The sequence below is a fragment of the Ensifer sp. Root1252 genome, from assembly GCF_001425885.1.
GTDB classification, from domain to species: domain Bacteria; phylum Pseudomonadota; class Alphaproteobacteria; order Rhizobiales; family Rhizobiaceae; genus Ensifer; species Ensifer canadensis.
In genome coordinates this window covers 542,753-560,670 of sequence record NZ_LMDT01000012.1, presented here as the reverse complement: position 1 = coordinate 560,670, position 17,918 = coordinate 542,753, and the positions used below count along the sequence as shown (strand labels likewise).

Here is a 17,918-nt window from a genome sequence, read left to right as displayed (position 1 = left end):
CTTCATGCCGCGCGACTTGATGGCAATTGCCACACCACGACATCCCGCCAAACCTACGAGGACCGCATGGACACGATCATCGGCTTTTTGAACACGATCTTCTGGGGCTATGTGCTCATTTATGGCCTGCTCGCCGTCGGCATCTTCTTCACCATCCGGCTTGGCTTTCCTCAGATCGTGCATTTCGGCGAGATGTTTCGTGTGTTGAGCAGCGGCGGGTCGAAGGATGCGGCGGGCATCAGTCCGTTCCAGGCGCTGACCGTGAGCCTTGCCTCGCGCGTCGGCACCGGCAATCTCGCCGGCGTTGCCGTTGCGCTCTATCTCGGCGGACCGGGCGCCACCTTCTGGATGTGGATGGTCGCGCTCGTCGGCATGGCGACGGCCTATGCGGAAAGCGCGCTGGCCCAGCTCTACAAGGTCAAGAACGAAAACGGCCAGTATCGCGGCGGTCCGGCCTTCTACATCGCCCGTGGCCTCAATGCGCCGTGGGCGGCAACGATCTTCTCCGTCTGCCTCATCCTTTCCTTCGGTCTCGTCTTCAATGCGGTTCAGGCCAATTCGATCGCCGATGCCGTACAGGGCGCCTTCGGCATTCCGAAGATCGTGGTCGGCATCGCCGTTGCAGCGCTCTCGGGCATCGTCATCTTCGGCGGTATCCGCCAGATTGCGCGCGTTGCCGAAATCGTCGTGCCGTTCATGGCCGTCGCCTATCTGCTGATGGCGATCTATGTGCTGATCGCCAACGCCTCGCTGGTGCCAACGGTGCTCTGGACCATCATTTCCAGCGCCTTCGGCCTGCAGGAAGCGGCAGGCGGCATCACCGGCGGGGTCGCTGCCGCCATGCTCAACGGCGTCAAGCGCGGCCTGTTCTCCAACGAAGCCGGCATGGGCTCCGCCCCGAATATCGCAGCCGTCGCCACCCCGGTTCCGCATCACCCGGCCTCGCAAGGGTTCGTACAATCGCTCGGCGTCTTCATCGACACGATCCTGATCTGCACCGCGACATCGGTGATGATCCTCTTGTCCGGCACGCTGGAGCCCGGCTCCGGCATCACCGGCACGCAACTGACCCAGGCCGCCATGAACGTCCATATCGGCTGGGCGGGCAGCTATTTCATCGCCATTGCGATCTTCTTCTTCGCCTTCACCTCGATCATCGGCAACTATTCCTACGCGGAGAACGCGCTGACCTATCTCGGCGGCGCCAACCGTCTCGGCATCACCCTCATGCGATGCGCCGTTCTCGCCATGGTCGTCTGGGGCGCCTATGAGAGCATCGCCACCGTGTTCGACGCCGCCGACGCCTCGATGGGCCTGATGGCGACGATCAACCTGATTGCCATCCTGCTCCTGTCGGGTACCATTGCCAAGCTGACGAAGGACTATTTCGCCCAGCGCAAGCAGGGTGTCGAGCCGGTCTTCCACGCCGCCGACTACCCGGAACTGCAAGGGCAGATCGACGGCAAGATCTGGTCGCGCGATTAGGGCGGCAAGAGACAGGTAACCGGAAGCGGGAGACCTCGGAGGGCAAGGCATGCATGGTACCTTGCGGCCACTGACGCTTGCCAAGCGCTGCGGCATCTACCGCGAGCGCTCGGCGCCTGCCTCGCTTGCGGGCCATGTGGAGTGCCTTTGGAGCCATACCATGCCCGAGGGCCCGCCCTCGCCCATGGCTGTCGTTCCCGATGGCTGCGTCGATATCATCTGGTCGAGCCGGGGTCTGGCTGTTGCCGGCCCAGACAGGGTCGCAGCCTTTCCGGTCATCGGCCCCGGCGAGACCGTGGTCGGCCTGCGCTTTCGGGCCGGTATTGCCGCCTCCTGGCTGCGCACGCCGCTTTGCGAGCTGACCGGTACGGTCGTGCCGCTCGATGCCTTCTGGGGTGCCGCCGCCGATGAACTCCATGCGCGGATGACTGAGGCCGGTAGCGCAGCAGCGCGTGCCGCGATGCTTGCTCACGCGGTTGAGAAAAGGCTGGCGGCGGTCGCAGCCCCGCCTGCCGACATCGCCGCTTGCCTGGCTGAGTTGCGCCAGAGGCAACCGATGTCTGACAACCCGATCCGGCTGCTGGCGCAGACGACAGGAACCAGCGAGCGCACGCTGCGCCGCCGCTGCCACGAACATTTCGGCTATGGCGCCAAGACGCTCGACCGCATCCTCCGCCTGCAGCGTTTTCTCGCCACCTGCCGAAGCGACGTTGAGGCGAGCCTGAGCGCGCTTGCGCTTGATACCGGCTACGCCGACCAAGCCCACCTGACGCGCGAGACCAGGGAGCTGACCTCGCTCTCGCCGCGCGAAATCCGGCGCCAGCTCGCGAACTGACTGGCCGTTTCATTCAAGACGGCGACGCCCTGTGGTGCTACCCCTTGATTGCAACGGCAATGGCAAGGCGACGAAACGCATGACGACACTGGCAGCGAAAATCATCCACATCTCGATCGAGCGCGACTGGCACGAGGTCTATGTTTTCATGGCCAAGCCTGAAAACATGCCGCTCTGGGCATCGGGCCTTTCGTCCGGCCTGACGCGCGACGGGGAAGAATGGGTCGCTCCGGGACCGCTCGGCAACGCGCGCGTGCGTTTTGCCCCCGACAATGCCTTCGGCGTCGTCGATCATCTGGTGACGCTGGAAAACGGCGTGAAGGTGCACAACGCCCTGCGCGTCGTGTCGAACGACGATGGCGCCGAGGTGATGTTCACGCTGCTGCGGCAGGCCGACATGAGCGACGAGCAATTCGCCGGCGATGCCGAATGGGTGGCGAAGGATCTCGCCGCCCTTAAGTCAATCTTGGAATCAGAAAGCGACAGGACACATCATGGGTAACAAGGGCAACGATCGCCGCATCGACTATGTCGAGTTCAACGTCTCCGACATCGCCGCCAGTAAGGCGTTCTATGGCGGCGCCTTCGGCTGGACCTTCACGGATTACGGCCCCGAATATTGCGAGTTCCAGGACGGAAGATTGACCGGCGGCTTCACCACGACAGGGCCAGTCCGGGCCGGAGGGCCGCTGATCATCATCTATGCCGACAATCTGGAAGAGAGCTTGACGAAGGTCGAGGCGGCCGGCGGAAAAATCCTGCAACCGATCTTCCCCTTCCCCGGCGGCCGGCGCTTCCACTTCGCCGATCCTGACGGCTACGAGCTGGCGGTTTGGTCGGCGCAATAACCATCCCTCGCGCCGGTTTCCGCCACCTGTGGACAACCGGCGTCTGCGCCTGCAGATTTTACCCAGACTTAATCTTTGCATCCCAAGATTGCGCGCGAAAACAAGAAGCGGCAAAGGGCGCTGGGCAATGTCAGACGATCACGAGTTTCTGCGGAATTCCGTCATCATCGGCGCCCACCCCGACGACGAACTGCTGTGGTTCACCTCGATCCTGAAAAAGGTCGACGAGGTCATCATCCTTTATCGCGATATCTGGTCGGAGCCGCAGATGGGCGACGCCCGCGTTGCCGCCATCAAGGCCTATCCCCGCGGCAACGTCCGGTTCCTCGAGATGGAGGAGACCGGCTCCTTCGACTGCGCCGATTGGACGAGCCCGAAGCCTGGCCCCTACGGCATGGAGTTCGGAACCGAAGGCACGCGTCGCGAGGCCAAGCGCGTGGTGAAGAAATCGCTGTCGCAACTGATGCCCGGCAGCTTCCGCCACTCGACGCGGCCGATCGCCCAGGCCTACCGTGAAAACTACGAAACGCTCTATCGCACGCTGCAGCCGCGGTTGAAGCCCGACATGAACGTCTTCACCCACAATCCCTGGGGCGAGTACGGTCACGAGGATCATGTGCAGGTGTTTCGCGTGCTCGACCGGCTTCGCGACGAAATCGGCTTCAAGCTCTGGATGTCGAACTATTGCACCGAACGCTCGATGCCGCTGGCGATGCAGTATTTTAGCCGCAAGCCGGTCAACTACATCAGGCTGCCGGCCGATAAGGCCTTCGCCGAGGAGGTTGCCGCCGTCTATCGCGACAAGGGCTGCTGGACCTGGCGCAATGACTGGATCTGGTTCGACGACGAATGTTTCATGGAAGCCCCACGCAGCAAACCCGAGGGCGGCGGCTTTCACCTGTTGCCGATGAACCTGTTCAATTTCGGCACCGTCGTGCGCCGACCGGTCAACGCGCCGCTGCTTTTGGGCGCCGCCCTTTCAAGCGTCATGGTCGGCGCCACCATCGCCGCTGCGCTGGAATGAAGATAGGCCGCGTCTTTCGACGCGGCCATTTTCTTAACTTGACGATTGGTACCGCCCCTCATCCGCCTGCCAGCACCTTCTCCCCGCCAGCGGGGCGAAGGTAGCAAGCCGGGCCGGCACCGCACCCATCAACGCCGATGTTCGGCGAAAGCGTCGCTCCCAACGGCTCTCTCCCCGCTGGCGGGGAGAGATGTCCGGCAGGACAGTGAGGGGCAAACCTTAGCTCGGGGCGCGAGCGTTCCCCTACTCGCCGCCGCCGAGCGAATGCACGAACACGGCAAGCTGCTTGACTGTGGTGTCGCCGAGGCGTGGCAGCCAGGCCGGCATGACGCCGTGCTTGGGCGCCTTCATCTGCGCGACGATTGCCTGCTCGCTTGAGCCATTGAGCCAGAGCGCATCGGCAAGATCCGGCGCGCCGAACTCGCGATTGCCCTTGGCGTCGGCGCCGTGGCACGAGGCGCAATTGGCCTCGAACAGCGCCTTGCCCGGTTCGACCAGCGCCGCATCCGAAGGCGTGCCGGTGAGGCTGACGACATAGGCGGCGGTCTGCTTGATCTCTTCCGGCTTGAGGATCTCGGCAAAGGACGGCATTTCGGAGACGCGCGTCTCGTCGTCGCCGGTATAGCGGATGCCGTGCGCCACCGTCTGGTAGATCTCCTCAGGTTTGCCGCCCCACAGCCAGTCGTCGTCGTTGAGGTTGGGGAAGCCGGCCGAACCGGCGGCACCCGAACCGTGGCACTGGGCGCAGTTGACCTTGAAGGCCGAGGCGCCGGCCGCAACTGCGAACTGGTGAAGCTGCGGATCGGCGATGATCTGGTCGAGTGAGCTCGCGGCGATCTTTTCCAGATTGCCGGCCTGCGCCGCCTTGGCATCGGCAAGCTCGACGCTGAGTTCCGCACGGCTGGAGTAGCCGAGCACGCCCTTGGTCGCATCGGTTAGCAGCGGCACGGCCGGATAGACGATCATGTAACCGATCGCCCAGACGATGGTGGCGTAGAAGGTATAGACCCACCAGCGCGGCATCGGGTTGTTGAGCTCGCGGATCCCGTCCCATTCGTGGCCGGTTGTCTCGACGCCGCTGATCTCGTCGACATGTTTGTCCGACATGGATCAATCCTCCTTACGAGCGGAATGAGGAAAAGTGTTTTGCGGTTTTCCGCCCGCATTCCGCTCTGATTTCTGAGTCTCGATCACATCGTGATCGAAGGGGATGGCTGCGGCCCGATCGGCGGCCTTCTTGGCGCCGGGCCTAAAGATGAAGGCGACGACGCCGAGGAAGAAGAGCGTCATGGCAAGCAGCGCCCAGCTGTCGGCGAACTGGCGCATGGCCGTGTAGGTTTCCATGTCCGTGCCCTCCCTTAGCGATAGCCCGTGGTGTCGTCGTAGGTGGAGAAGTCGACCAGCGTGCCGAGCATCTGGAGATAGGCGACGAGCGCGTCCATCTCCGTCAGCTTCTGCGGATCGCCGTCGAAATCGCCGAGCTTGGCCTTGGGATAGCGCGCCTCGACACCCGACGTGTCCGCATTCGGGTCGGCCTGCGCCTTGATGTCGGCGGCGGCGTTCTCGATCATCTCGTCCGAATAGGGCACGCCGACGGCCCTGTTGGCCTTCAGCTGTCCGGCGACGTTCCTCACGTCGAGCGGCGTCGACTTCAGGAACGCATAGCTCGGCATCACCGATTCCGGCACCACCGAGCGCGGCTCGGTCATATGCTGCACGTGCCACTCGTTCGAATAGCGGTCGCCGACGCGGGCGAGATCCGGCCCGGTGCGCTTCGATCCCCACTGGAACGGATGGTCGTACATGGATTCTGCCGCCAGCGAGTAGTGCCCGTAGCGCTCCACCTCGTCGCGGAACGGCCGGATCATCTGGCTGTGACAGACGTAGCAGCCTTCGCGAACGTAGATGTCGCGGCCCGCGAGTTCCAGCGGCGAATAGGGCCGCATGCCTTCGACCTTCTCGATGGTGTTTTCGAGATAGAACAGCGGCGCGATTTCAACGATGCCGCCGATCGAGACGACGAGAAGCGAGCCGACGAGCAGCAGCGTTGCGTTGCGTTCCAGGGTGGCGTGTTTGTCGAGAATGGACATGGGTACTGCCCTCCTATTCCGCAGCCTTGAGCACGGGCGTCGAACCGAAGATCGGGGCTTCGTCACGCACGCGGCCGAGGATGGTCATTGTTACGTTGAAGGCCATGAGCAGAGCGCCGGCGAGGAACAGGGCACCGCCCAGCGCACGCAGCACGTAGTAGGGCAGCATGGCCGCGACCGATTCCGCGAAGGAATAGACGAGGAAACCCTGGTCGTCGTATTCGCGCCACATCAGGCCCTGCTGGATACCGGCAACCCACATGACAGCGGCGTAGACGACGATGCCGAGCGTGGCGAGCCAGAAGTGCCAGTTGACCATGCGCACGCTATAGAGCCGCTCGCGGTTCCACAGCTTCGGCGTGAGGTAGTAGATGGCGCCGAAGGTGATCAGTCCGTTCCAGCCGAGCGCACCCGAATGCACGTGGCCGATCGTCCAGTCGGTATAGTGACTGAGCGAGTTGACCGTCTTGATCGACATCATCGGACCCTCGAAGGTCGCCATGCCGTAGAAGGCGACGGCCATGACCATCATGCGGATGATCGGGTCGGTGCGGATCTTGTCCCAGGCGCCCGAGAGCGTCATCAGGCCGTTGATCATGCCGCCCCAGGACGGCATCCACAGCATGATGGAGAAGACCATGCCGAGCGTCTGCGCCCAGTCCGGCAGAGCCGTATAGTGCAGGTGGTGCGGACCGGCCCAGATGTACATGAAGATCAGCGACCAGAAGTGAATGATCGACAGGCGGTAGGAATAGACGGGGCGGTTGGCCTGTTTCGGAATGAAGTAATACATCATGCCGAGGAAGCCGGCCGTCAGGAAGAAGCCGACGGCGTTGTGGCCGTACCACCATTGCGTCAGCGCGTCCTGCACGCCGGCAAAGGCCGAATAGCTCTTGGAGCCCAGGAACGACACCGGAACCGCCAGGTTGTTGACGATGTGCAGCATCGCGATGGTGACGATGAAGGCGAGATAGAACCAGTTCGCCACATAGATATGCGGCTCCTTGCGCACCAGCAGCGTGCCGAGGAACACGGCGAGATAGGCGACCCAGACGATCGTCAGCCACAGGTCGACATACCATTCCGGCTCCGCATATTCCTTCGACTGGGTGATCCCCAGCAGATAGCCGGTGGCGGCCAGGACGATGAAGAGCTGGTAGCCCCAGAACACGAACCAGGCGAGATTGCCGCCGAACAGGCGCGCACGGCTGGTGCGCTGGACGATGTAGAACGAGGTCGCGATCAGCGCGTTGCCGCCGAAGGCGAAGATCACCGCCGAGGTGTGCAGCGGCCGCATGCGACCGAAGTTGAACCACGGCTCGATGTTGAGATCCGGAAAGCCCAGTTGGAGCGCAACCACGACGCCCACGAGGAAGCCGACGACACCCCAGAAGACGGTGGCGATGACGCCATACTTCACGACTTCGTCGAAATATTCCGACTGCGGTGCGGCCGCCTTGCCTGCTGACGCCGTGCTGAAGTCGAGGCGCCGCATCATAACGATCGTGCCGCCGAGCAGCACGAAGAACAGCACCCACATATGGGCTTCGAACTGCCGGTCCTGTGCGAATCCGGCGCCTAGAAGCGCCAGGAAAGCACCGACCCCGAGCAGGATCGTCTCGAAAGTGTATTTCATGGTTGGGTCCCCAACTTTATCCAGATGCAGACGCGTGCACACGCCTAAAGGCGGCATGCCCAGCGCAGCTTGCCGGAAAGTGTCAGAATCGGGGCACCCTCACCTTGATTCAGATCAAGGCCGGGGGCCTCCACTTGCTTCACCCTCAGGAAACAATGAGGGAGCGCCATAGGAGCTGGCGTCAGAACAGCATGAAGAGAACGAATGATAGTGGAATGATCCGGGTGTGGACGGGTTTGCGAGCGCGCCCTGCCCCGATGGGCGAACCGCGGGCCTGGCTGGCACGTGCGCATCAGGAACAGCTTGCGCTCTGCAACAGCCTGGAGGAAATCGCCGACAGCCTGCCGGCTGAAATCGACCGGCAGAAATGCGCCTATGCCGCCAAGATGCTGGAGCCGCTCATACGCGAACTGCATTCGGGCGAAGAGAGCGCGGTGTTTCGCTGGGTCGAGCAGAATTTCGGCGACGACCCGTCGATCGCGGCAACGCTCGCGCGGCTCAAATACGAACATTGCGAAGATGAGTGCTTTGCCGAAGAGCTCACGGAGATGCTGGTGAAGCTCGGCGCTGCCGACGAGAGCGTCAATGCGGAGACAGCCGGCTACATGCTGCGCGGCTTCTTCACCAATCTGCGAAGGCACATCGGCTTCGAGCAGGAATGTCTTCGCACGCTGCTTCCAGTCGACCCGGACATCAATTGAACGAACGGCGGCTCGAAAGGGCCGCCGTTTCTGTATCCGGCTCAACTGCATGTTTTCTTAAATCCTATTCGATTTAAGGAAACATGCAGCAATTCAAAGTGCTACAGCGACCTTTGTGCGTCCAATAAGACGCGCGGCGCTCTAGGCGACAGGGATCAGGCGGCGATGGCGCGGCGTCGGTCCGCATGCTCCTGGATCACCAGGATCGCACCGATGAGCTTGCCGTTGCTCGACATGCACGGCGTCAGCCGGCAGCGCACCACGACGGTTCGCGCGTCGACGGTCTTGGCGAAGGTATAGTCGACCACCTCGCCCGCAAAACAGCGATCGAGATAGCTCTTCACGCGCAGCTCGAAGCGCTGGATGCCAATGAATTCGACGATATGCCGACCGATGAGATCCATCGGGCGGCTTTCGAGATGGTTGGCGTTGAGCGGATTGGTATAGAGATACCGATAATCCGGCGTGATCACGGCGATGCGGTCAGGGAAGCTGTCGAGAATCGCCTCGTTGAGAAGCCCCTCGTCCGCCCGCCCCTTGTGTGGTGCAGCCGGCGTGCGCTCCAGTCGCAAGTCGGCAGCGTTGACCGCGCCCGTGGCTGCGAAATAGCGATTGATCAGCGACTGCAAAAGCTGCGAATGGCGCAGCACGCAGGAAATATCGTCGGCCTCGACGCGCAGAATATCGATCAGAAACTGGAACTGAAGGCGGGCATCTTCGACGCTCACGGCCTTCTCATCATAGACCGACTTCAAGATGGGATCGAGCTCGCGATCCAGAAGTCCGATCAGATGTTCGTCTGCTGTACGTACTGCATACTGCAGTTGTGAATACTTGAACCAGAACAGCTCAATCAGTGCGTTCAATTCGAAACCCCAATCCCCCACGGCCGAGGCCGCGCCGATGCACTTATATGACAGGCTTTGATGATGTAGATGCTGATCTACAGCGCCGCGCGTCTTATTAGACGCGCAAAGGTCGCTGTAGCACTTCGAATTACTGCATGTTTTTATTCCTAAATCGAATAGGATTTAAGGAAACATGCAGGCGTTGACGTTTCCCCCACATCCTCAGCGAAAACCACAAAGACTTGGCCACCCAAAGCGCTTGCAGTCTGCCCCTCGCAATACAACGGTGAGTTTACACTCATTACCGCCCCGTTCAACATCAGAAAGGGAAGCTTGCGGTTTCGAAACGACTTCAACGGCGCAAAGACGGCGATTTTCTCCAGCAAATGCCTTAGGCATAGACAAAAAGGGCGTTAATGCCTGCGGCGGCAACGCCTTTTGCGGTTCGAAGAGAATCAGTCTTACAGGTAGCGCTTGATGTGCCAGCGGTCGTGGTACCACAACCATTGCCCGGGATACTCCCTCACCCAGCTCTCCACCTTGTCGTTGAGAACCTGTGCCGTGGCGTTGACGTCGACAGCGCCATCGGGCTTGCGCGGAATGTCGATCGCCGGCTCCAGCTCCAGCCGAAAACGGTTGCCGGGCAGCCGGATGCAGCGGGCGGGATAGACCTCGCAATTGAACTGCCGCACGAGCTTGGCGAGCAGCGGGTTGGTCTGCACGTCCTGGCCGAAGAATTTGGTCTTCAGGCCCTTGCGGAATTTCTGGTCGACCAGAACGCCGACGCCGTTGCCGCGCTCTAGCTGGCGGGCGAGTGCGAAGGACGAACCCGCATGCGACGGCACGAGATTGCCCATGCGCTCCTTGCGGAACTCGAAGACCTTCTCGGCGACGTAAGGGTTGTTCGGCGGACGGAAGAGCACCGTCACCTCCAGCCCGAAGGCGGAGCCAGCGACCGGCAGCATCTCGAAATTGCCGCTGTGGGCGGTAAAGACGATAAAGGGTCGCGGGTTGTCGCGCAGCTCGAGAAAGAGCGGAACGCCGGAGACTTCGACGCGGCCGGGCTTGGTCGCCTCGGGATCGAAATCGAACAGCCGGTCGAGGAAGACATATTCCGCCGCCATGCGGCCCATATTGCCCCAGCTCTCCATGGCGATCGCTTCGATCTCGGCCTCCCGCTTCTCGGGAAAGGCGTTGCGCAGATTGGTCAGCGTCAGCTTGTGCCGGCTGGTCTTCGGGCCGATGAAGCGTGCGGCGCGATCCATGAAGCGGATCGCGCCGTCAGCCGGAAACAGCTTCAGGATCGTCAGAAGCAGAAAGACGAGTTGCGCAATCAGCCACTGCCGGAAATGATCCGCCGTCAGAACCAGCCGTGTGATCAGCATGCGCACGTGGATCAATCCATCTTCAGGATGATCTTGCCGAAGATCTGGCGCGATTCCATCCGCTCCAGTGCCCGGTCGATCTCGTCGAAACCGACCTGCGTATCGATGACCGGATGCACCAGGCCGCGCGCCATCTTCTGCATGGCGTTGGCCATGTTTTCCATGCGGCAGCCGAAGGAGCCGAGCAGCTTCAGCTGCTGCTGGAACAGCATCATCAGGTTCATGTCGGTCGACACACCGGAGGTCGAGCCGCAGGTGACCAGGCGGCCTCCCCGCTTCATGCAGAGCATTGAGCCGGCCCAGGTGTCCTTGCCGACGTGTTCGAACACGACGTCGACGCCCTTCTTCTTGGTGAGCTTGCGCACGACACCTTCGAAGCGGTCGGTGCGGTAGTTGATGACGTGATCGGCGCCGAGCGCCTTGGCCTTCTCGATCTTGTCGTCGGATCCGACGGTAGTGATAACCGTGCAGCCGATCTTCTTGGCAAGCTGGATTGCCGCCGAGCCGATGCCGGAGCCGCCGGCATGGACGAGAATGGTTTCGCCTGGCTCAAGCTTGGCGTTGTCGAACAGCATGTGCTCGACCGTGCCGAAGGTGACCGGTGCAAGCGCTGCGGCCACGGCATCGATGCCCGGAGGTGCCGGCACCAGCAGGCGTGCGGGAAGATTGATCTTCTCCTGCGCGAAGCCGTCGAGGTGGAAGCCATGCACGCCGCCCACATGTTCGCAGAGATTGTCGCGACCTTCGCGGCACGGGCGGCAGAGGCCGCAGGTGCGCGCGCCATAGATCGAAACGAGCTGCCCCGGAAGCACGCTTGAAACGCCCGGGCCGATGCTTTCGACCACACCGGCCGCCTCGGCGCCGATGACGAGCGGCATCTTGCGCTTGGCAAAGGCCATGCCGCGCCAGCCCCACACGTCGATGTGGTTGAGTGCGACGGCCTTGACCCGGAGCGTCACTTCGCCCGGGCCTGGCGCTTCCGGCTCGGGAACGTCGGTGATTTCGAGCTTGCGGTCATCGAGCAGTTGCAGGGCGCGCATGATCTTTCCTCTGCCTTGAGCGGCATCATTTCGTCTGAAGTTTCTGCGGCGTGCTTCCTTAGATCGGATCCGGTTCAAGGAAGCGTGCAGCAGGCTTAAAGCGTTACAGCGTCGCTTGCGCGTCATGTTCGACGCGCGGCGCTGTGACCGCCGACTTAGGCCGGCTCGGCGGTCATGACAAGGCTGGCGTTCTGTCCGCCGAAGCCGAAGGAGTTCGACAGCACGGCAGAGACCTGCTGGCTGCGCTTCACGTTCGGCACGACGTCGAGCACGATGGCCGGGTCGGGATTCTGGTAGTTGATCGTCGGCGGCAAGGTGCCGGTCAGCATCGTCTGGATCGAGAACACTGCCTCGACTGCGCCTGCAGCCGTCAGCGTGTGGCCGATCATCGACTTGTTCGACGAAACCGGGATCGACGGCAGATGTTCGCCGAAGACGGCCGACATCGACAGATATTCCATCTTGTCGTTTTCCGGCGTCGAAGTGCCATGGGCGTTGATGTAGCCGATGCCACCTTCGTCGATGCCGGCGTCGGCAAGGGCCGCGCGGATCGTCGCGATCGCCGGGCCGCCATCGGGCGACGAGCGCGTGCGGTGGAAGAGATCGGCCTTCTCGCCGCACCCCTTCAGGATGCCGTAGACACGGGCGCCACGAGCGACCGCTGCTTCCAGCGATTCCAGCACCAGGGTTGCCGCGCCTTCGGCGATGACGAAGCCGTCACGGTCCTTGGTGAAGGGCTTGGAGGCCTTTTCCGGCGGGTCGTTCTGGGTCGACAGCGCCGAGAGCAGCGCAAAGCGGATCAGCGCCTCGGCACTGACCGAACCGTCGGTCGCGACTGTCAGCGCGCGATCGGTGCGGCCCTGGCGAATGGCCTCGACGCCGAGCTGGATTGCAGTTGCGCCCGAGGCGCAGGCCGTCGACAGCGTCACCGGCAGGCCGCGGGTGCCGAAGCGATCGGCAAGGCGTTCGGAGATCGCGCCGAAAAGCACGGCCTCGTGAAACACCGGATCGGCCTTCTCGCGCATCGCGGCAAGGAAGCGATTGTAGGCGTCGCCCGGCTGGGTCGACGGTGGCGAGCGGTCGGCCAGTTCAAAGCGCGCGCTCCATTCCGGCTCGATCGGCGGAGCGGCGAGAAACAGCGGGCCGTTGAAATCGCCGGAAAGACCGGCCTGCGCCAACGCCTCAAGCGTCGTTTCGCGCGCCATGGCGTAGGAGCGCTCGACCGAATTGGCCGCCGGGACCTCGATGAAATCGACCATGCCCGAAATGCGCGTGTTCAGGCCTTCCGTCGGGAAACGGGTGATCTTGCGGATGCCGGAGACGCCGCCGGTCAGCGCCGCCCAGTTGTCTTCGAGACCCTGGCCGAGCGAGGTGATGACGCCCATGCCGGTGACGGCGACGATCGGACGACCGAGATGATCCTTGTAAGCGTTGCTCATCAATCGTTCCTCTTATTCGGCCGAAAGGACCGCGACGCCTTCGCCGCGTGAATGACCAATGGTCGTCACGACCGCCGTTCTGGCGCCCGCCGTCATCGGTTTTTCGAAGCTTGCGTCGAAAGCCGGAACCTTGGCGCCGTGGCCGAGCGCCAGTGCGGCAAGCGCGAGGCCCGCCGGAAACTGCGCTTCGATGCTGTGGCCGACAAGCCCGCCATAGGCGCGCACCGGCGCGCCGGCGAGCTTTGCTTCCAGAAAGGTCTTTTCGTGGGCAACGAGATCATGCAGGCCCGAGGTGCCGGAGAAGACCACTGTCTGCGCCGGATCGAGCGTTTCGGCCGGTTTTGCCAGATCGGCAAGGCGCGCCTCCAGCCTGCCGTCGCTGCGGCTGCCACGGTCGCTGCCGATCGCGTCGATCGTGGCATAGATGCGGGCGCCTCGGGCTTCGGCATATTCGCGCGATTCCAGCATCAGGAAGGCGCCGACGGAACCGAGGATCATTCCGCCGCCATCCTGGCGCTTGCGCGACCAGATCGGCTGCCAGTCGCCGACCGTCTGCGCCTGGATGGCCTCCGTCATCAGCATGATGTCGAGACGTTCGGCCGAAAATGCGCCGCCCGCCAGCGTATGTGTCGACTGTCCCGCCTTGATGCGGAAGAACGCCGTTTCGATCGCCGAAATGCCGGCCGCCTCTTCGCCCATGAAGGTGCGCGACGATCCCGTCACCTTGTGCACGATCGAGATGTTACCGGCGAGAAGGTTGGAGAGCTGGGCGAGGAACAGCGTCGGGCGCAGTTCGGTCGTCAGCTTCTCGTTCAGCAGCTGCTCGCGGTCGTTGCGCTTCAGCGCCTCGTCGACGATCAGCGAATCGACATTGATGTCGCGCTCGCCGCCGCCGGCGGCCACGATCATGTCCATGCTGCCGCAGGCGTCGAGATTGTCCTTGAGGCCGGCGTCGTCGAGCGCCAGGCCTGCTGCAAACACGCCGAGGCGCTGCCAGTTTTCCATCTGGCGCTGGTCGCCACGCTTGGCGATCTGCTGCGACCAGTCGATCTGCGGCAGCGGATGCACCGGATAGGGCTTGAACTTTTCGGCCTCGACGCGTGGCTCCGGCGCCTCGGCCGCGTTCAGAAACGCCACATGCGGCTCGACGCCGACACCCTGGCTTGTGACGATACCGACGCCGGTGATCACCACGTCGTTTGCGGATTTGCTCATCTTCACTTCTCCGAAGCGGCATCCGCCGCAAGTGCCGTCATCAGGCCCACCTCGTCGGCGCGCCTGCGCACGATATCGCCGAGCGGCACCTGATCGAACGGCATCGTTCTGAGTTTCAATTGTGCGTCACAGACCTTCTTGCCCGCAGACGTGATCTTCGCCTTGGTGACGGCGAAACCGGAGCCATCGTGCTCGAGGAAGGCTTCGATATCGAGTTCTGCCGACGGCTCGACGAAGGCCCGCATCTTGGCGCCATCGACCGACATCAGAAACGGCATTGCCGCGAAATTGGTCGCGGCCAGCACCAGAAATCCCGAAGCCTGCGCCATCGTCTCGATCAGAAGCACACCCGGCACCAGCGGATAGCCTGGAAAGTGGCCCTCGAATACCGGGCTCTTTTCGGGAACGACGGATCGCGCCGTCAGCCGGCCAGCCGACAGATCGACCGTTTCGACACGATCGATCATCTGGAAGTATTCAAGGAGCATGGAGGCTCACCCCGTTTGGTTTCGGGCTCAAGTAAAAACGCCAATGCCGCCTGTCAAGCGCGAGGCGCGACCGGCGGCATTGGAAATCGAGTGGAAAGGCTTGAACCTTGGCCCGATCAGGCCTTGGCAGCCCGCAGCTCGTCGATCTTGGCGCAGAGGTTCTTGAGCACGAAGTATTCTTCGGTCGAAACCTTGCCTTCGTTGACTTCCTGCGTCCACTGTTCCAGCGGAATCTTGATACCGAAATCCTTGTCGATCGCAAAGACGATGTCCAGGAAGTCCAGGCTGTCGATGCCGAGATCGTCGATCGTGTGGCTTTCCGGCGTAATCGTCTCGCGATCGATCTCGCTCGTTTCAGCGATGATGTCGGCAACCTTGTCGAATGTAGCAGTCACGCGCATACCTCTTTATTATTTTATTCCGAGTCTCGGCGATCCTATAGGTAAATGCGCCGCAAAAGCCAATGGCCTTGATGGCAACCTCTGCGATTTGAAATGCGGTGTTGCTAAACGGCGACCGAATGGCGCCCCCGTCCTGACTGAAGATGAGTGTCGAAAATGGCCGCCACCGACCGGGCAAACGGCCGGCCGCGTTCGGTAAGGCTGAAGACGCCGTCCTCGATCGTCGTCAGCCCGTCCACATCCCTTGCGCGCCAGAGCTTTGCCTCCTCGACGACCGCTCCGGCGAGTTCAGGAAACTCCGCCTTGATTCGCGAGAACGAGAAGGCGAAATCGCACATGATGGATGCGATCACCCGCGCCCGCAGGCGATCATCAGGCGTCAGCATGTAGCCGCGCACCGCGGCCAGGCCTGCGTTCTCCACCTGGCGCAGATATTCGCCGGTTGCCGGCATATTCTGCACATAACCTTGACGGAACTGGCCGATCGCCGAGGCGCCAAGACCGATCAGGGTTTCGGCGCTGTCACATGTATAGCCCTGGAAATTCCGGCGCAGGCGCCCTTCCCGGTTGGCAACGGCCAGACTGTCGCCGGGCCTGGCGAAATGGTCGATGCCGATCGCCTCGTAGCCGGCGGCAACAAGCATGTCGGCCGCCCGGCTCATCTGGGCAAAACGTTCGACGATACCTGGCAGGCTCTCGTCTGATATCATCGACTGGTGCTTCTTCATCCACGGCACATGGGCATAGCCGAAGAGCGCGACGCGATCCGGCGCCAGCGACACGACGGCGTCGATCGTTGCCTCCAGCGACGACAGGCTCTGGTAGGGCAAGCCGTAAAGCACGTCGCAATTGACCGAACCCACGCCGCGGGCTCGCGAAGCCTCGATCGCATCACGCGTCTGCTCATAGGTCTGGATGCGGTTGATCGCCTTCTGTACCACGGGGTCGAAATCCTGGACGCCGAAGCTCGCCCGCGTCATGCCGATCGCTGCCAGCGCGTCGTGGCGCGCCGCGTCGAGGTCGTTCGGGTCCATCTCGATGCTGATTTCGCAATCGCTGGAAAATTCGAAGTGACTGCTGAAGGCGCGCTTGAGCGCGATCAGATCGTCCGGCCTGACCAGTGTCGGCGATCCGCCGCCCAGATGCAGCGCCGTGACCTTCGCTTGGCGGTTCACCCGCCCGCCGATCGTGGCGATTTCGCGGTGCAGTCCGTTCAGGTAGCTCGCCACCGGCTCGTAGCGTAACGTCTGCTTGGTGTGACAGGCACAGAACCAGCACAGCCGGTCGCAATAGGGCACATGGGCGTAAAGCGACAGCGCCTCACCCGGCCCGATGGCCTCTAGCCAGGACTGGTACTCAGCCTGACCGACCGCCTCCGAAAAATGCGGCGCGGTGGGGTAACTGGTATAGCGCGGCACGGGGCTCGCATATTTCAGGATCAGAGCGTCGTCCATCGGTCTCTCCGTCAAGATGGCAAACGCATAGGACGGATGGGAAAGCACGCCGTTGATTTTGATCAAGCCGTCGAATTAACACGTTAAAATTGACAATGCTCAATTCAACATGAGACATTGTTTCGCGCTTCCGGAATTAGCACCTGTCAACTCTTGATTTAACCGCCCGCATCCTCTTTGGTCCCTCGAACAAACCCGATGCAGGGAAGAAAGATTTGCAGATCGTGACCGAACATCGCCGCAAGGATATCCACAATTCGGACATTCCAGCCGTCTGTGCTGCCTGCGAGGCGCGCCACGGCGGCGTCTGCGGCACGCTGACTGCTGACCAGCTTCTCGACCTCAGCCGGCATTCGACCCGCAGGCGTGTCGAACCCGGTCGCGAGGTCGTCGGCCAGGGCGAAATGACTGACAGCTACGCCAACATCATCAGCGGCGTCGTCAAGCTGAGCAAGGTTCTCTCCGACGGACGCCAGCAGATCGTCGGCCTGCAGTTCGCTCCCGATTTCATGGGCCGGCCGTTCACGCGTGAAAGCGCGCTGACCGCCGAAGCGGCGATCGACACCGACATCTGTTCGTTCCCGCGCAATGTCATCGAGCGGCTCGTTGCCGATGCGCCGGGCCTTGAACACCGCCTGCACGAACAGGCGCTGAAGGAACTGGACGAAGCGCGCGACTGGATGCTGACGCTCGGCCGCAAGACCGCGCAGGAAAAGGTGGCGAGCTTTCTCTATATCATCGCCACTCACATCGATCCGGAAAACGGCACGGCAACAGCATTCGATCTGCCACTGTCGCGCGCCGATATCGCCGACTATCTCGGCCTGACGATCGAGACCGTCAGCCGGCAGGTGACCAAGCTGCGCAAGGACAATGTCATCCACATCGAAAACAGCCGTCACGTCACCGTGCCAAGCATGGACCGGTTGATGCAGGTGGCCGGCATCGACTGAGTCCGCCGTCCAAGGTTCAGCGCGTTTCCGCTTTAAAGAAGTCGCGGAAAACCGCTGCGCACTTCTCCGGGAAATG

The 17,918-nt window shown here is 62.2% G+C and carries 18 protein-coding genes and 1 pseudogene; 7 read left to right on the top strand and 12 right to left on the bottom strand.

What is annotated here, in order from left to right; all coding sequences use genetic code 11:
• Positions 1-66: 66 nt before the first annotated feature.
• The 5 genes from ASD02_RS15290 (at position 67) to ASD02_RS15270 (ending at position 4,192) form a co-directional block, all read left to right on the top strand.
• Positions 67-1,485 (top strand): sodium:alanine symporter family protein, encoded by a 1,419-nt coding sequence (locus tag ASD02_RS15290; RefSeq protein ID WP_057208728.1) that lies wholly within the window; start codon positions 67-69, stop codon positions 1,483-1,485.
• A gap of 49 nt (positions 1,486-1,534) precedes the next feature.
• Positions 1,535-2,320, top strand: a complete 786-nt coding sequence (locus tag ASD02_RS15285; RefSeq protein ID WP_025427345.1) for a helix-turn-helix domain-containing protein — start codon at positions 1,535-1,537, stop codon at positions 2,318-2,320.
• 79 nt (positions 2,321-2,399) lie between these two features.
• Positions 2,400-2,822, top strand: a complete 423-nt coding sequence (locus tag ASD02_RS15280; RefSeq protein ID WP_025427346.1) for a polyketide cyclase — start codon at positions 2,400-2,402, stop codon at positions 2,820-2,822.
• Positions 2,815-3,168 carry a VOC family protein gene (locus tag ASD02_RS15275; RefSeq protein WP_025427347.1) on the top strand — a complete coding sequence of 118 codons (354 nt, stop codon included), beginning with the start codon at positions 2,815-2,817 and terminating at the stop codon, positions 3,166-3,168. Before ASD02_RS15280 ends, ASD02_RS15275 begins: the two co-directional genes overlap by 8 nt.
• 127 nt (positions 3,169-3,295) lie before the next feature.
• Positions 3,296-4,192: a hypothetical protein gene (locus ASD02_RS15270; RefSeq protein ID WP_025427348.1), complete on the top strand. Its 897-nt coding sequence runs from the start codon at positions 3,296-3,298 to the stop codon at positions 4,190-4,192.
• 243 nt (positions 4,193-4,435) lie between these two features.
• On the opposite strand, the gene ccoP is transcribed toward ASD02_RS15270, so the two are convergent.
• From ccoP to ccoN, 4 genes and pseudogenes are all read right to left on the bottom strand, one after another.
• Positions 4,436-5,299: a cytochrome-c oxidase, cbb3-type subunit III gene (ccoP, locus tag ASD02_RS15265; protein ID WP_025427349.1), complete on the bottom strand. Its 864-nt coding sequence runs from the start codon at positions 5,297-5,299 to the stop codon at positions 4,436-4,438.
• An 87-nt stretch (positions 5,300-5,386) separates the two neighbouring features.
• Positions 5,387-5,536: pseudogene (locus ASD02_RS39785) on the bottom strand (cbb3-type cytochrome c oxidase subunit 3); the annotation flags it as partial.
• Positions 5,537-5,550: 14 nt separating this feature from the next.
• The gene (gene ccoO, locus ASD02_RS15255; protein WP_025427351.1) at positions 5,551-6,282 is read right to left on the bottom strand and encodes a cytochrome-c oxidase, cbb3-type subunit II; all 732 of its coding nucleotides are present in this window, start codon (positions 6,280-6,282) and stop codon (positions 5,551-5,553) included.
• A gap of 13 nt (positions 6,283-6,295) precedes the next feature.
• Positions 6,296-7,918 carry a cytochrome-c oxidase, cbb3-type subunit I gene (gene ccoN, locus ASD02_RS15250; RefSeq protein WP_025427352.1) on the bottom strand — a complete coding sequence of 541 codons (1,623 nt, stop codon included), beginning with the start codon at positions 7,916-7,918 and terminating at the stop codon, positions 6,296-6,298.
• Positions 7,919-8,133: 215 nt separating this feature from the next.
• On the opposite strand from ccoN, the gene ASD02_RS15245 reads away from it, so the two are divergent.
• Entirely contained in the window at positions 8,134-8,619 is a 486-nt protein-coding gene (locus ASD02_RS15245; protein WP_025427353.1) for a hemerythrin domain-containing protein, read from the top strand.
• 155 nt (positions 8,620-8,774) lie between these two features.
• Here the strand turns inward: ASD02_RS15245 and ASD02_RS15240 are convergent, their stop codons facing one another.
• The 8 genes from ASD02_RS15240 to hemN form a co-directional block, all read right to left on the bottom strand.
• Complete coding sequence (locus tag ASD02_RS15240; protein ID WP_025427354.1) at positions 8,775-9,485, bottom strand: PAS domain-containing protein; 711 nt, start codon at positions 9,483-9,485, stop codon at positions 8,775-8,777.
• Between the two features lie 443 nt (positions 9,486-9,928).
• Positions 9,929-10,852, bottom strand: coding sequence for a lipid A biosynthesis lauroyl acyltransferase (locus ASD02_RS15235; RefSeq protein WP_038577074.1), 924 nt, complete (start codon positions 10,850-10,852; stop codon positions 9,929-9,931).
• 11 nt (positions 10,853-10,863) lie between these two features.
• Complete coding sequence (locus ASD02_RS15230; protein ID WP_025427356.1) at positions 10,864-11,892, bottom strand: zinc-binding dehydrogenase; 1,029 nt, start codon at positions 11,890-11,892, stop codon at positions 10,864-10,866.
• 155 nt (positions 11,893-12,047) lie between these two features.
• Positions 12,048-13,331: a beta-ketoacyl-ACP synthase gene (locus ASD02_RS15225; RefSeq protein ID WP_025427357.1), complete on the bottom strand. Its 1,284-nt coding sequence runs from the start codon at positions 13,329-13,331 to the stop codon at positions 12,048-12,050.
• A gap of 12 nt (positions 13,332-13,343) precedes the next feature.
• Positions 13,344-14,546, bottom strand: a complete 1,203-nt coding sequence (locus ASD02_RS15220; RefSeq protein ID WP_057220808.1) for a beta-ketoacyl-ACP synthase — start codon at positions 14,544-14,546, stop codon at positions 13,344-13,346.
• 2 nt (positions 14,547-14,548) lie between these two features.
• Complete coding sequence (locus tag ASD02_RS15215; protein WP_057208732.1) at positions 14,549-15,034, bottom strand: 3-hydroxyacyl-ACP dehydratase FabZ family protein; 486 nt, start codon at positions 15,032-15,034, stop codon at positions 14,549-14,551.
• Positions 15,035-15,150: 116 nt separating this feature from the next.
• Positions 15,151-15,435, bottom strand: a complete 285-nt coding sequence (locus ASD02_RS15210) for an acyl carrier protein (RefSeq protein ID WP_107027602.1) — start codon at positions 15,433-15,435, stop codon at positions 15,151-15,153.
• Between the two features lie 104 nt (positions 15,436-15,539).
• A complete protein-coding gene (gene hemN / locus ASD02_RS15205; RefSeq protein ID WP_025427361.1) occupies positions 15,540-16,889 on the bottom strand; it encodes an oxygen-independent coproporphyrinogen III oxidase in 1,350 nt (449 codons plus the stop codon).
• A 215-nt stretch (positions 16,890-17,104) separates the two neighbouring features.
• Between hemN and ASD02_RS15200 the strand changes: the two genes are divergently transcribed.
• Positions 17,105-17,842, top strand: coding sequence for a Crp/Fnr family transcriptional regulator (locus ASD02_RS15200; protein WP_051509171.1), 738 nt, complete (start codon positions 17,105-17,107; stop codon positions 17,840-17,842).
• The last annotated feature ends 76 nt before the right edge of the window (positions 17,843-17,918 follow it).

Coding starts and splice junctions, on each gene's coding strand:
- ccoN (WP_025427352.1), bottom strand. CDS start 7,918: ATGAAATACACTTTCGAGACGATCCTGCTCGGGGTCGGTGCTTTCCTG.
- ASD02_RS15245 (WP_025427353.1), top strand. CDS start 8,134: ATGATCCGGGTGTGGACGGGTTTGCGAGCGCGCCCTGCCCCGATGGGC.
- ASD02_RS15270 (WP_025427348.1), top strand. CDS start 3,296: ATGTCAGACGATCACGAGTTTCTGCGGAATTCCGTCATCATCGGCGCC.
- ASD02_RS15225 (WP_025427357.1), bottom strand. CDS start 13,331: ATGAGCAACGCTTACAAGGATCATCTCGGTCGTCCGATCGTCGCCGTC.
- ASD02_RS15215 (WP_057208732.1), bottom strand. CDS start 15,034: ATGCTCCTTGAATACTTCCAGATGATCGATCGTGTCGAAACGGTCGAT.
- hemN (WP_025427361.1), bottom strand. CDS start 16,889: ATGGACGACGCTCTGATCCTGAAATATGCGAGCCCCGTGCCGCGCTAT.
- ASD02_RS15290 (WP_057208728.1), top strand. CDS start 67: ATGGACACGATCATCGGCTTTTTGAACACGATCTTCTGGGGCTATGTG.
- ASD02_RS15210 (WP_107027602.1), bottom strand. CDS start 15,435: ATGCGCGTGACTGCTACATTCGACAAGGTTGCCGACATCATCGCTGAA.
- ASD02_RS15275 (WP_025427347.1), top strand. CDS start 2,815: ATGGGTAACAAGGGCAACGATCGCCGCATCGACTATGTCGAGTTCAAC.
- ASD02_RS15280 (WP_025427346.1), top strand. CDS start 2,400: ATGACGACACTGGCAGCGAAAATCATCCACATCTCGATCGAGCGCGAC.
- ASD02_RS15235 (WP_038577074.1), bottom strand. CDS start 10,852: ATGCTGATCACACGGCTGGTTCTGACGGCGGATCATTTCCGGCAGTGG.
- ASD02_RS15230 (WP_025427356.1), bottom strand. CDS start 11,892: ATGCGCGCCCTGCAACTGCTCGATGACCGCAAGCTCGAAATCACCGAC.
- ccoO (WP_025427351.1), bottom strand. CDS start 6,282: ATGTCCATTCTCGACAAACACGCCACCCTGGAACGCAACGCAACGCTG.
- ASD02_RS15220 (WP_057220808.1), bottom strand. CDS start 14,546: ATGAGCAAATCCGCAAACGACGTGGTGATCACCGGCGTCGGTATCGTC.
- ASD02_RS15285 (WP_025427345.1), top strand. CDS start 1,535: ATGCATGGTACCTTGCGGCCACTGACGCTTGCCAAGCGCTGCGGCATC.
- ccoP (WP_025427349.1), bottom strand. CDS start 5,299: ATGTCGGACAAACATGTCGACGAGATCAGCGGCGTCGAGACAACCGGC.